The 11547-nt window shown below is 62.9% G+C and carries 13 protein-coding genes; 5 read left to right on the top strand and 8 right to left on the bottom strand.

Annotated elements, in window-relative coordinates; all coding sequences use genetic code 11:
* Positions 1-2: 2 nt before the first annotated feature.
* The 3 genes from A0W34_RS33660 to A0W34_RS16740 are packed head-to-tail and all read right to left on the bottom strand — an operon-like array spanning position 3 to position 2792.
* The gene (locus A0W34_RS33660) at positions 3-134 is read right to left on the bottom strand and encodes a hypothetical protein (protein WP_007733137.1); all 132 of its coding nucleotides are present in this window, start codon (positions 132-134) and stop codon (positions 3-5) included.
* Positions 131-721, bottom strand: coding sequence for a TetR/AcrR family transcriptional regulator (locus tag A0W34_RS16745; RefSeq protein ID WP_003941800.1), 591 nt, complete (start codon positions 719-721; stop codon positions 131-133). Before A0W34_RS16745 ends, A0W34_RS33660 begins: the two co-directional genes overlap by 4 nt.
* Positions 722-779: 58 nt before the next feature.
* Positions 780-2792 (bottom strand): MFS transporter, encoded by a 2013-nt coding sequence (locus tag A0W34_RS16740; protein WP_003941782.1) that lies wholly within the window; start codon positions 2790-2792, stop codon positions 780-782.
* 179 nt (positions 2793-2971) lie between these two features.
* Between A0W34_RS16740 and A0W34_RS16735 the strand changes: the two genes are divergently transcribed.
* The 3 genes from A0W34_RS16735 to A0W34_RS16725 are packed head-to-tail and all read left to right on the top strand — an operon-like array spanning position 2972 to position 4262.
* Positions 2972-3166: a DUF1918 domain-containing protein gene (locus tag A0W34_RS16735; RefSeq protein WP_003941743.1), complete on the top strand. Its 195-nt coding sequence runs from the start codon at positions 2972-2974 to the stop codon at positions 3164-3166.
* Positions 3167-3223: 57 nt separating this feature from the next.
* Positions 3224-3847, top strand: a complete 624-nt coding sequence (locus A0W34_RS16730) for a TetR/AcrR family transcriptional regulator (RefSeq protein WP_081557972.1) — start codon at positions 3224-3226, stop codon at positions 3845-3847.
* 58 nt (positions 3848-3905) lie between these two features.
* On the top strand, positions 3906-4262 hold the full coding sequence (locus A0W34_RS16725; protein ID WP_081557971.1) for a PLD nuclease N-terminal domain-containing protein: 357 nt from the start codon (positions 3906-3908) through the stop codon (positions 4260-4262).
* 1 nt (position 4263) lies between these two features.
* Here A0W34_RS16725 and A0W34_RS16720 read toward each other — a convergent pair whose 3' ends face one another.
* Positions 4264-5154 (bottom strand): LysR family transcriptional regulator, encoded by an 891-nt coding sequence (locus A0W34_RS16720; RefSeq protein ID WP_081557970.1) that lies wholly within the window; start codon positions 5152-5154, stop codon positions 4264-4266.
* Between the two features lie 83 nt (positions 5155-5237).
* Between A0W34_RS16720 and A0W34_RS16715 the strand changes: the two genes are divergently transcribed.
* Positions 5238-6146 carry an EamA family transporter gene (locus A0W34_RS16715; protein ID WP_065456576.1) on the top strand — a complete coding sequence of 303 codons (909 nt, stop codon included), beginning with the start codon at positions 5238-5240 and terminating at the stop codon, positions 6144-6146.
* 34 nt (positions 6147-6180) lie between these two features.
* Here the strand turns inward: A0W34_RS16715 and A0W34_RS16710 are convergent, their stop codons facing one another.
* Entirely contained in the window at positions 6181-6774 is a 594-nt protein-coding gene (locus A0W34_RS16710; protein ID WP_081557969.1) for a TetR/AcrR family transcriptional regulator, read from the bottom strand.
* A 55-nt stretch (positions 6775-6829) separates the two neighbouring features.
* Here A0W34_RS16710 and A0W34_RS16705 point away from each other — a divergent pair, with 55 nt between their 5' ends.
* Positions 6830-7276, top strand: coding sequence for a PaaI family thioesterase (locus tag A0W34_RS16705; protein WP_232329869.1), 447 nt, complete (start codon positions 6830-6832; stop codon positions 7274-7276).
* On the opposite strand, the gene A0W34_RS16700 is transcribed toward A0W34_RS16705, so the two are convergent.
* The 3 genes from A0W34_RS16700 to treY form a co-directional block, all read right to left on the bottom strand.
* Complete coding sequence (locus tag A0W34_RS16700; RefSeq protein WP_058226951.1) at positions 7266-8195, bottom strand: NADP-dependent oxidoreductase; 930 nt, start codon at positions 8193-8195, stop codon at positions 7266-7268. The two genes, A0W34_RS16705 and A0W34_RS16700, sit on opposite strands and share 11 nt — an antisense overlap.
* Before the next feature lie 66 nt (positions 8196-8261).
* On the bottom strand, positions 8262-9074 hold the full coding sequence (locus tag A0W34_RS16695) for a mycofactocin-coupled SDR family oxidoreductase (RefSeq protein WP_081557968.1): 813 nt from the start codon (positions 9072-9074) through the stop codon (positions 8262-8264).
* Between the two features lie 94 nt (positions 9075-9168).
* Entirely contained in the window at positions 9169-11535 is a 2367-nt protein-coding gene (gene treY, locus A0W34_RS16690) for a malto-oligosyltrehalose synthase (protein WP_081557967.1), read from the bottom strand.
* Between the last annotated feature and the right edge of the window lie 12 nt (positions 11536-11547).

The following is an 11547-nucleotide window of genomic DNA, read 5'->3' as shown; positions in this document are numbered from 1 at the left end:
GATCATTCGCCCGCGGGCTCGATGTGTTCGGCACCGAGGACGGAGAGTCGGTATTCCTGTGCGTCCTGCTCGGTTTCGAAATCTTTCTCTTCGAGGAGATTCCGGTCGGCGTCGAGGTATCGGTAAGTAGTCATTCCTCCACCGTGTCACTGATGAACGATTCGTGCTCGGATACCGGTTCGATTTCGTCGACGGCTATTTGAATCAGCCTTCCGTAGCGCCGGATCAGATCCTCCGACGACAGTGAATCCTCACCGAGGAGTTCGAGCGTCCGCATGCCGGTGGCCAGTCCGAGCAGCAGTGAGACGACGATCTGGCTGCGTACCAAACCGGGCTCCGTGTCGCCGATGCGGCGCGCGATCCCGTGAACGTATCGTTGCTTGATCTCGGCCCGAGCGGCGGCCGGATCTGGCGCCTCGTGAACGTGTACTGCGAGCATTGCCCACGGATCGGTTTCGTCGGATTCTCTACGAGCGACAAGTTTCTCGACCAGTTGACAGCCGATGTCTCCGGTGGCGTCGGCATTCGGATCCTCGTCCATCGGAGGTGCGGACGGGATCGCAGCCGAGTACAGCCGAGCTTTGCTGCCGTAGATCTTCATGACCAGGGCAGGGGAGTAGCCGGCTGCGACCGCGATGTCCTTGATGGTCGTCGATGCGTAACCTCGTTCCGCGAACAAGGCTTTCGCTGCTGTGAGGATGCTGGCTTCGCCGCTGCTCATGTCGCTCGCCTCCGCCTCGATACCCGATCGCCATGCGTTCGGTTGCTCGTACTGGCGTTCATACTGTCGTCAACGGCTCGGCATCGACGGGTACGTCGAAATCGACGACGGTGGACTGCGCGATGACCGCTATCTGACGAGCCAATGTGCCGTGTCCGCTCTCGGTCAGCGCGGTCAGGATGTACCGGCCGGATGTGGGAAGTGCGATTCCGTAGTGCCCGGTTCCGTCGGTGACCGTGGATGCGACGAATTCGCCGGTCGGTTTCGTGAGCGTGACGACGGTTCCCGAGGTTGTTCGGCCGCCGACTCCGACCTTGCCGGAGATGGTGAGGCGGTCACCGAGTTCGACGGTGTGCGTCGATTGCGCGCTGTCGAAGCTGATTACCTGTGATCTCGGGGACCAACCGTCGGCGCTCGTGACCACCAGGTACCGGCCGGGCCGGGGTAGGGCGAGGGAGAAGTTGCCCTCGTTGTCGGCGCGACTCCAGTCGATCGGTCGCCCCTCCATGTCCATCACGGTGACAACGGCCTGCCGGATCGGTCGGCTGTCGGCCCGGATCACACGACCGGCAACCACAATTTCCGTTTCGGACACGGCGGCGTCGGGAAGCTCGAACCCTTCCGGGGTCACCGGGCGAAGTGCCGCTTCCGGTTTTGCGCCGCGGCGAGGAATGAACGCAGCGGCAGCGGCAGCAGCCACGGCGGCGAGGGCGGCCAGCCAGAAGATGTTCTTGAAGGCGTCGATCGACGGAAGGCCCTCGCCCGGCCCGGACGGGATGACCATCGACGTGAGCATGGCGGCAACCACCGCGCTGGACGTGGAAGTACCGACTGAGCGGAGCAGCGAATTGAGGCCGTTTGCCGACGCGGTTTCGGTAATCGGAACCGATCGCATGATCAGCATCGGCATCGCGGAGTAGGCAATTGCGGTTCCGATGCTGACCACCGCCGCGCTGATGATGATCAGTGCTATCGAACCGGTCAGGAACACTCGCGCGATGTAGGCGAGCGCGAGCACCGTGCCGCCGACGATCAGGGTGATCTTGGCTCCGAATCGCTTCGTGATGTTCGCGGAGACGGGCGCGAAGAAGACCATCGCGAGGCCTGCCGGAATCATGCACAGTCCGGCCGCCATCACGCCCAGTTCGAAGCCGTAGCCGGAGATCTTCGGCATCTGAAGTTGTTGGGTGGTGGAGAGGTTGTTCGCGTACATCGAGAAGCCGACGAGGATCGAGGCGACGTTGGTCAGCAGAACAGGCCGCTTGGCCGACGTTCGTAGATCGACCATCGGCTGGGTGACGCGGAGTTCGTAAGGGAACCACAATGCGAGAGTCACGATTCCGATGACGAACATCAGCAATGTCAGTTCGCTCGTCCATCCCCAACGGGCGCCCTTGGAGATGGCGAGGAGGATCGCCGTGAGTGCTGTCGAGAGCATGACCGCGCCCAGGAAGTCGAATTTGCCGCGGGTACGAACACTCGATTCCGGGACGACGACGGCTACCGCGATGATCAGCAGGACGCCCACGATCGCCGAGAGCCAGAAGATGGCGGGCCAGCCCAGATGCTCGAAGATCAACCCGGACAGCGGGAGCCCGAGTGCGCTGCCGATTCCGAGAGTGGCACTCATCAACGCTGTTGCCGACGCCACCTTCTCCTTGGGCAGTTCGTCGCGCATGATGCTGATTCCGACGGGGATCATCGAGATCGCGAAGCCCTGGAGACCACGTCCGATCAGCAGGGCGACAAAGTTGCCGCCGATCGCCGCCACCAGTGATCCGACCACGATCATCGTCATCGAGATCAGCATCATGCGTCGTTTTCCGAACATGTCTGCCAGGCGGGAGACGATCGGAGTGGCGACGGCACTCGTGAGGAGCGTGACGGTGACGAGCCAGGAGGCGTCGTCAGCGCTGACGCCGAGGATCTTCGGGAAATCGGGCAACAACGGAATGACCATCGTTTGTTGCAGCGCGACCACGGTGCCGGAAAGACAGAGAATTGCGGTAATGAGCCGACTTGAACGGCGAGTGGTCGGAGACGAGTGCAATGCCAAGAGACGGTCCTTCACGCGGCGATGGTGAACGGGAATTCACCCATGAGTGAACCACTGTTCACCTGTCGCTGTCACCTTCGGTGAATATGCGATTTCTCACGACGGCAACTCGCCCCAGGGTTTCCGAGTCGGCATGGCGGGAACAACGTCAGTGGTTGGTCTGCGCCTGCGCGAGCGGGCAGCGAGGAGGAGTGATGCATGCCGAAGTGGGTGACCGTCTCCACGTCCAGGGGCGCGTGGTGGGGCAGGCGGAGGTAACTGCCGAGGTTCTCGAGGTGCACGGCGAGGACGGCGGTCCTCCCTATCTGGTCAGGTACGACAACGGCCACGAGGCGTTGGTGTTTCCCGGTAGCGACGGCTGGATAGATCACCCCGGAAAAGGCTCCTGAGCTGCACGATTCTTTCCATGCATGGTCGTTGCATCGAATGCGGCTAAAGTGTGCGCAATGGAGGGCAGACGCCAGTACCACTCCCGCGTGCGTGAAGCTTCCGCGCAGCGAACGCGTGAACTCATTCGTGATGCGGCGACGGCCTTGTTTATTCGAGACGGGTATGTCAGTGCCACCGTCAAGCAGATTGCCGCCTCGGCCGGCGTCGCCGATCGGACGGTGTTCACAGCCTTCCCTGGCGGGAAACTCGAGATCTTCGAAGCGGCCCTCGCTGCGGCGCTCGATGCCGAAGAGGTTCCACTCGGCGCGCCGAGCCTGGCCTCGGACCCCGATGACGTTCGCCGGATCGTCTCCCAGATCGTGGCACAGGGCATCGGACTGCTCGAACGTGCCGGCGCTCTGATGATGGTCGCGGTCGAATCCTCGGGTGCGGATGCCGACATGCGTCGACTATCCGAGGAGTCGTCGGATCAGTCGGCCGTCAATGCGATGTCGATAGCCGAGGGTCTCTCCGAGCATGGCTTGTTGAGGCCTGAGATTTCGCTCGAGAAAGCCGCGGGCATACTTGCCGCTTTCGTCTCGCCGCAGCTTCATCAGCAATTGCGTCGGGTCAGTGGATGGGACGTCGATGCGTACCGAGGATGGCTCGAGTTCAACATTCGCCAGAATCTAATGTACTAATTGGTCTGTTTTCGTTAGCATGGCGAGGGTTTTTTTATTCTCGGGAGGAATCGCCAGCGTGCCCTATGCCTTGTTCGGCCTCATCACGATGTTGCTGTGGATTTTCTGCATCGTCGACGCCATCACGAGAGATGACGCCTACATCCAGTACCTACCCAAGGTCGTCTGGATTCTGATCATCATCTTCCTTCCTACTTTGGGATCGGTTCTGTGGCTGGTGGTCGGGCGCGGACAGAACGCGCCCCGCAGATACGTCGGCCCAACCGGGTACGGCGAATACGAGCGCCCGGGACGTGCCGTTGCGCAGGATCCGGCGGCGGACGAAGCCTTCTTGCGTCAGTGCCGCGAACGGGCGGAAGAGCAGCGTCGAATTGCCAAGCAGCAGCGCCGCGACGGCGACGCTGATCGGATGTGAGTTATCGGTAGGCCGTGAGTCGGTCCAACACGAGCCGAAGCGGCGGCCACGACGATCGGCCGCGACGCGTCACCGCATAGGCAGTGAGGATGACGGGCGGATCGACGAGTGGTTCGACGCGCACGCCTTCGCGAGTCTTGCGTTCGAGCGGCATCAGCCCCACGCCGTAATCACTGAGGATCAAGAGTTCGACCAAGTCGAGACTGTCGATCTGGTGAGTGATCCGAGGGGTGAACCCGGCCAGCGACGCGAGGGTTCGCACAGCGCGCTCGTCTGCCGTGTTGCGTGAGTTCACTATCCATGACGTGTCGGCGAAGGCGCGGAGATCGATTCCGGATTCTGTGGACTTGTCGGGAGCTTTGGCGTCGTCGGGAACACACAGTCCCCAGGGCGTCGACCAGAGCGGAATTGCTTCGAGTAGTGGGCTCGGCGACGCGGGGGCAAGGTTGTAGTCGTACGTCAGTGCGAGGTCTAGATCGTCGCGTTCGAGGAGTGCAAAAGCCTCCACGGGTTCGTATTCGTAGATCATCACGTCCACCTGCGGGTGACTGCGTTGCAGGCTTCGAGCGACGGGGAGCATCGCGGTTCTGATCGCAGTTGCGAATCCGCCGACTCGCAGGGTCCCCACCGGTTCCGCGTCCGGATCGAGGTCCAGGCGAGCTGCATCGACGGCTGCCAGGATGGTGACGGCATGATCGGCCAGTCGTTGACCGGCCGGCGTCAGCCGCACCCGGCGACCGTCGGGCTCGATCAGTGCGGTACCGGTCTCCGCGGTCAAGGCCGCGAGTTGTTGGGACACTGTCGACGTCGTGAGGTTGTGCGCTTCGGCGACCGCACGCATCGAACCCAAGCGGGAGAGTTCGAGGAGGAGATGGAGTCGACGGGTTTCCATCCTTCGATCATTCACTAATCGTGAACATAATGTAGGTCAAAATCGCGTGGACACGAACGGTTGGCCTCCCGTTCAATTCAGCTATGGATACGAAAGCGCGGGCCGGAGTGGGCCTGGCTGTTTTGGCGATGTTGTGCGTGCAGCTCGGGCTCGCTGTGTCGGTGGGCCTGATCGATCAGCTCGGCGCAGACGGAGCGGCGTGGCTACGACTCGCCTGGGCAGGCATCATTCTTCTGATCATCGTCAGGCCCCGCCCTTCGGCGTTCACTCGCAAGGCGTTTCTGGCTTGCGTGGTTCTGGGTGTGGTCACCGCAGGCATGACGCTCCTGTTCATGGCAGCGGTGGAGCGCCTTCCGCTGGGAACAGCAAGCGCATTGGAATTCTTGGGTCCGCTGACGGTTGCATTGCTCCGGGGGCGTGGCCGCGTTCTGTGGCCGGTTCTGGCAGGCGTGGGCGTCGTGCTTCTCACCGAACCATGGGCAGGGACAGTCGATCTGGTCGGTGTGGCGTACGCACTCGGTGCGGCGCTCTGCTGGGCGATGTACATAGTGCTCACCCAGCGCGTCGGCGACGAGGTTGCCGGTATCAACGGGCTGGCGGTGTCGATGGCGGTAGCCGGGTTGGCCGCGACAATTGCCGTAGGCCACTCGGCTATCGGGCGGCTGACTCCGCATCTGATTCTCGTGGGCCTCGGACTCGCGATCTTGCTGCCCGTCGTGCCGTTCGTTCTGGAGATGGTCTCGTTGCGAAGGCTGTCCACGGCGGCGTTCGGCACGCTGATGAGTCTCGAGCCTGCTTTCGCGCAGCTTATCGGTCTGGTTGTGCTGCAACAGGTTCCGAGTGTTCTGGCCGTGGCAGGTATCGCGTGCGTCGTCGTCGCAGGAATCGGCGCGGCCCGCGGTGGTGCTCGGGATGGTGCTCGGGATGGCGCCCGGAAGCCGACTGAGTCACCCTCCGATTCCGAGCGAACGTACCTTTCGGCGCCTTCATGAGACCGAGAGTGCCGTTCGCTCAGGTCGCGTTCGCTCAGTGCGAGTGCGCCGCGGCGATTGCTCCGTCGAACACGTCGGCGACCTCGCCGAGGGAATCGAGAATCGGCTGACCGGATCGTTCGACGCGAGCCCGCACCAGCGAGCCCTCGAGTGCGGACACTGCCAGGACGGCAAGCCGTTCCGCTCGCGCACGTCCGACCCCGGACGCGATCAGTGTGTCGCGCAGTAGCGAAGTCCACTGTCGATACACCGCCTGTCCGGCGGCTGTCACGCTCTCCGAATCGGGGGCAAGTTCCAACAACACCGTCGTGATCGGCGAGCCTTCGTGGAAATCCGAATCGCTCACCCATCCGGCGAGCAACCGCGCGTACTCGCGCAGCAGCGACCCGGCGTCCGATTGGCTGTCGGCGAGTTCGGTCAGGGTGTCGGTGACCAGCTGCCCGCCGACGCGGACGACCTCTTCGCCGATCTGCTCTTTGCCGCCGGGAAAGTAGTGGTAGAGCGAACCTTTCGGCGCCCCGCTCGACTTGAGGATCTCGTTGAGGCCCGTTGCCGCATACCCCCGGCGGCGAAACAGATCGGCCGCAGCTCGTACGAGTGCTTCGCGGTGTTTCGGGGGAGTCGCCACGAGTTGGAGCTTAAACACCCCAGTGATCCATCACAACCTATGTAGACTGGTCTACATGGACAACGATGAAATGCTCGATCAGTTGCGCGCGGTCAACGCCTCGGCGGCCTTCAACCGGTGGGCCGGATTCGAAGTCACGGAGGCCGAACCGGGTCGCGTCTGTCTGCGGCTCGAATGGCGTGAGGATCTGGGCCAGTACTCGGGACACCTGCACGCTGCGCTCGTGGCGGGACTCGTCGACACCGCGTGCGGATTTGCTGCTTTCACCCAGGTAGGTGTCGTGGCGGCGTCCAACTGCGCGGTCAATTTCGTGAGTCCGGGCGTCGGAACCGCATTTGTCGCTACGGCGCGCTCGGTCAAGGCCGGGCGCAAGCAGGTGTTCGTCACTGCCGAGGTACATGCCGAACGCGAAGGCGAATCCGTGCTCGTCGCGTTCGGCACCACCCTGTTGGTTCCACTCGCCCCTCAGACACAGGGAACCGCAAGCAACGTCAGGGAATGAGGATGAACTTCCCGGCGGGATGGGAGCTCTGCAACTCGGTGTGAGCGAGCGCGACGTCCGTTAGTGGGAAAGTCTTGGCGATCTTCACGGTGAGATGTCCGGAACCGGCTTGTTCGACAAGTTCGGATCGAGCCTTCAAACGTGCTTCGGCACTTGCCGGATTGCCTCCGCCGACGGAAGCGAAGCCGTCGGTCTGGGCGCGTCCGAACGCGACGATGGTGACGATACGGCTCTTGTCGGTGACCAACGCCAGAGATGTATCGACGGCTTCATCCGTTCCGGCGGTGTCGAAGGCGGCGTCGACGCCGTTCGGCGCGAGTTCACGGACACGCGCTTCGAGGCCGTGGCCGTAGAGCACAGGCGTGGCGCCGAGCGAGCGCACGTAATCCTGATTCGAGGCTCCCGCAGTGCCGATCACCGTAGCTCCGCGACCAACTGCCAGCTGAACAGCGATCGCGCCGACGCCGCCGGACGCGCCGTGGATGAGAACGGTGTCGCCGGAGCCGACCCGGATGGTGTCGAGGGCGTCGACTGCAGTTCCGCCGACCAGAAGGAGGCCGGCTGCCTGTTCCCAGCTGATGCCTGCGGGCTTCGCGGTGACAGAGGAGACCGGCACGACTACTTGTTCGGAGTAGAGGCCGTTGCCGGGGCTGACGATCACTTCGTCGCCGACGTTCACATTTGTGACGCCGTCGCCGACAGCCGAGACGACGCCCGCTGCCTCGCCGCCGAGGCGGATGGGAAGTTTCTCGGGGTCGGTGCCGAAAGCGCCGCTGTAGAGCTTGAAGTCGAAGGGATTGACGCCGATCGCCTTCACGTCGACCAGGACTTCACCTGATTTCGGTGCCGGTAAATCGACGTCCACGAGCTTCAGGACCTCGGGCGTGCCGTACGTCTGCGCTACAACAGTTTTGGTCATGTCTCGCGCAACCGTCCTCGGGGAAGCGATATTCCCCGAGGACGGGAAAAACTCGAGAAGATTCGATCAGCGGATCAGGGTGCCCAGATCGAGCGGCATCGCGATGCCGGTGATGTGATGGGCCTCGTCGGAACCGAGGAACGCGACGGCGGCGGCGATGTCCTCCGGCTGGCTGACCGGGTCGGGCAAGGTCTGCATGAAGATCGGACCGAGTGTGTGGGCGTTGGCGTCGATGAGCGGCCGCATGTCCGTCATCTGCATTCCGGTTTCCACGCCGTGTGGGTGGATGGTGTTGACCCGAATGTTGTACTGCCCCAACTCCGAGGCCATCGTCTTGGCCAGACCGGTGATGCCGTGTTTGCTCGCGACGTAATGGCCGAGGAAGGGGAGGCCGCGCAGGCCGGCGACGGAGCTGGTGAAGATGATCGAGCCACCGGTGCCTTGCTTGATCAGGTGCGGGATCGCTGCCTTGGCGGTGTGGAAGACGCCGGTCAGGTTGACGTCGAGCGTTTCCTGCCACTGCTCGGGCGTGATTTCCCAGGACATGTTGGCAGAACAGATTCCGGCGTTCGCGACGACGACGTCAAGTCGCCCCAATTCGTCGATGCCGGCCGCGAGCGCCGCGGACAGCGCAGAGAAGTCGCGAACGTCGGTCTTGGTAGCGACAATTCGACGGTCCAGGGCCTTGACCAGTTCGACTGTCTCGGCCAGGTCGTCGTCGGTGGCGCCGGCATACGAGGTGGATTCGAATTGAACACACGCGTCGATGGCGATGATGTCTGCGCCCTCTTCTGCCAGCCGGACAGCTTCGGCGCGCCCCTGACCACGGGCGGCTCCGGTGATGAAGGCAACTTTTCCGGTGAATCGACTGGCGGCCATGCTCAAACCTCCGACTAGTGGTGATGATCTGCTCTTCGGAAGTTAGCGCGACGAAGTTCTTTTCGGGGGTGAATGCCCAGTCAGCGGAAACCGCTCAGCGCACCCTGGTCAACAGGGCACATGGCCCGGCAGCGAAGATGTCCCGCGCATCCGAAGACAAGACGGGTTGTCCGCTCAGTGCGTCGACCCATTCGCCATCTGGCAGGTCCACTCGCGTATCTCTCCAACCGTGCGACGAGAGTCTGAGCGAATGTCGCGTCGCCAGAGCAACGACCATAGGCGGATCACCTGCCGGGCCGCGCGAGAAGCCGACCAGATGACCGGATCCGGAACCTGAAGCGAAGACCGGCCGGTACTCACCGTGATCGAACCACGAGGGGTTCTCCCGCCGCAGTGTCAGTGCCGTGCGAACGAGGTGCAACTTTGCGGTTCCTGTTGCGTCGATCGGCGCGGCGCCGGAATCGAGCAGTGATCGCCTCGTTCCGTAGTCGACAAGCCGCCGGTTGTCCGGATCGACCAACGAGTCCTCCCACAGCTCAGTGCCCTGGTAGACGTCGGGAACGCCGGGCCCGAGAAGTTGGAGCAGCTTTTGGCCCAGAGAGTCCGACCAGCCGTGACGCGCGATCCTGCCGACGAATTCGCTGACCGAATCACCGACCGGGCCGTCGATCACCTGGTCGATCCAGCGGTGCACTGCCGACTCGAAGTCGACGTCCGGATCGTTCCAGGAAGTTCTGGCGCCGGACTCGCGGACGGCTTTCTCCGCATAGGCGTGCAAACGCTCGCGCAGCTCTGGAACCGAGGCTGCCGAGCGGCCGTCCGCCGGCCACACACCGATGATGTTCTGCCACAAGAACAATCCGGTAAGCGGATCAGGGCTGGGGCACACGTCTTCCCACTCGCGAATCAGCCGGGCCCACAGCGTCGGCACCTGAGACACAACACCGATCCGTGCCCGCACGTCCTCGCCGCGTTTGGTGTCGTGAGTGGACAGACTCGTCATCGCGCGCGGCCACCGCTTCGCTCGGTCCGCGTTGTGGAGATGGAATTCGGCGACGGAGACGGCAAGCGATGCCGGGTTGCCGCCGACTTCCTGACGTGAGACCAGGCGCGCCGTCCGATAGAAGAGTCGATCTTCGACGGACTTGGCCATGACAGCGCCACACACCTGCTGGAAGCGAACTGAGGCTTCACCGCTGTTCACCAGGGATTGCGCCAACACGTTGAACGATGGTTCATGTCCGGGAGCCAATTCGTGCATGTCGCCGACGATCCGAGCGGCCAAACCGGCGAGGGGACTGTAGTCGGATCGGTACACCGGCATCCGAGCGATCGCGACGACAACTGCGTCGTTCAGTTCGGTCTCACTGCAACGACTTCCGGTTTCGCGTCGGATTCCACGTACGAGCCTGCGAACCTCCGGTGCCAGGTCACCGCGCCCGGTGTCGCGTTTGAACTGACGTTCGGTGTGATGCAACCACGTACTGTCCCCGTCGTCGCCGGTCAGATCTGCCGAGAGTTCGGTCAATTCGAGTTCGGCGGCGGGATCGACGAAAACGCCGCCCAGCTGATTGAGGGCGTCGTATCCGGTGGTGCCGTCGATCGGGAGCATCGGATCGAGTGGTTCCGTATGGCCGAGGATCTTTTCGATCACGAGCCACTGATCTGGTCCGATCAGTTCTCGCAGGCGCCCGAGATATTCCGCCGGATTCGCGAGTCCGTCCGGATGATCGATGCGAACGCCGTCGATCAGTCCTTCGTCGACCCACGACTTCACTTGCCGATGGCAGAGTTCGAAGACTTGGGGGTCCTCCTGGCGCAGCGCAGCGAGTTCGTTGACGGCAAAGAACCGTCGGTAGTTGACGATCCCGGCGTTCCACGGTACGAGTCGGTACGACTGCCTGGAGTGCACCTCCTGTGGAGATCCGAATTCAGTACCGGCAGCGATGGGGAAGCGGTGCTCGTAGAACGCGAGAAGTGTTTCCTCGCCATCTTTCTCGACAGTCAGTGCGTCGAGATCGTCCGGGCTGCCCAGTACTGGGAGTGAGAGTTTGCCGTCGGCGCCGTTGGCTCCGTTGTCCTCGGCCCAATCGATGTCGAAGAAATGCGCGTACTCCGACGACTGCCCGTGCGTGAGAACGTCCCACCACCAAGCATTTTCGCGAGGTTTGGCGACACCGACATGGTTGGGGACCAGATCGACGATCAGGCCCATCCCACGTGATCGAACGGCGCGCGAGAGCTCCACCAGGGCCTCGCGGCCACCAAGTCCTTCGGACACGGTTGTCGGATCGGTGACGTCGTAGCCGTGCGTCGATCCGGACGTTGCCGTGAGGATGGGGGAGAGATAGAGATGTGAGACCCCCAATGCCTCGAAGTAGTCCACCTGTGCGGCCGCATCACGAAGAGTGAATGCATCCGGTCGCAACTGCAGTCGGTAGGTGCTGGTTATCGGGGCCATGTGCACGTCTCC

The organism is Rhodococcus sp. BH4, from assembly GCF_002079265.1.
Classification (GTDB): Bacteria; Actinomycetota; Actinomycetes; order Mycobacteriales; family Mycobacteriaceae; genus Rhodococcus_F; species Rhodococcus_F qingshengii.
Note: the sequence above shows the minus strand (reverse complement) of the source record. Positions and strands in the feature narration are given on the sequence as shown.

Bases quoted from the DNA above. Each gene is read 5' to 3' on its own strand.
- A0W34_RS16730 (WP_081557972.1), top strand. From the start codon at position 3,224: ATGGAGGGCAGACGCCAGTACCACTCCCGCGTGCGTGAAGCTTCCGCG.
- A0W34_RS33660 (WP_007733137.1), bottom strand. From the start codon at position 134: ATGACTACTTACCGATACCTCGACGCCGACCGGAATCTCCTCGAAGAG.
- A0W34_RS16700 (WP_058226951.1), bottom strand. From the start codon at position 8,195: ATGACCAAAACTGTTGTAGCGCAGACGTACGGCACGCCCGAGGTCCTG.
- A0W34_RS16695 (WP_081557968.1), bottom strand. From the start codon at position 9,074: ATGGCCGCCAGTCGATTCACCGGAAAAGTTGCCTTCATCACCGGAGCC.
- A0W34_RS16735 (WP_003941743.1), top strand. From the start codon at position 2,972: ATGCATGCCGAAGTGGGTGACCGTCTCCACGTCCAGGGGCGCGTGGTG.
- A0W34_RS16720 (WP_081557970.1), bottom strand. From the start codon at position 5,154: ATGGAAACCCGTCGACTCCATCTCCTCCTCGAACTCTCCCGCTTGGGT.
- A0W34_RS16705 (WP_232329869.1), top strand. From the start codon at position 6,830: ATGGACAACGATGAAATGCTCGATCAGTTGCGCGCGGTCAACGCCTCG.
- treY (WP_081557967.1), bottom strand. From the start codon at position 11,535: ATGGCCCCGATAACCAGCACCTACCGACTGCAGTTGCGACCGGATGCA.
- A0W34_RS16745 (WP_003941800.1), bottom strand. From the start codon at position 721: ATGAGCAGCGGCGAAGCCAGCATCCTCACAGCAGCGAAAGCCTTGTTC.
- A0W34_RS16715 (WP_065456576.1), top strand. From the start codon at position 5,238: ATGGATACGAAAGCGCGGGCCGGAGTGGGCCTGGCTGTTTTGGCGATG.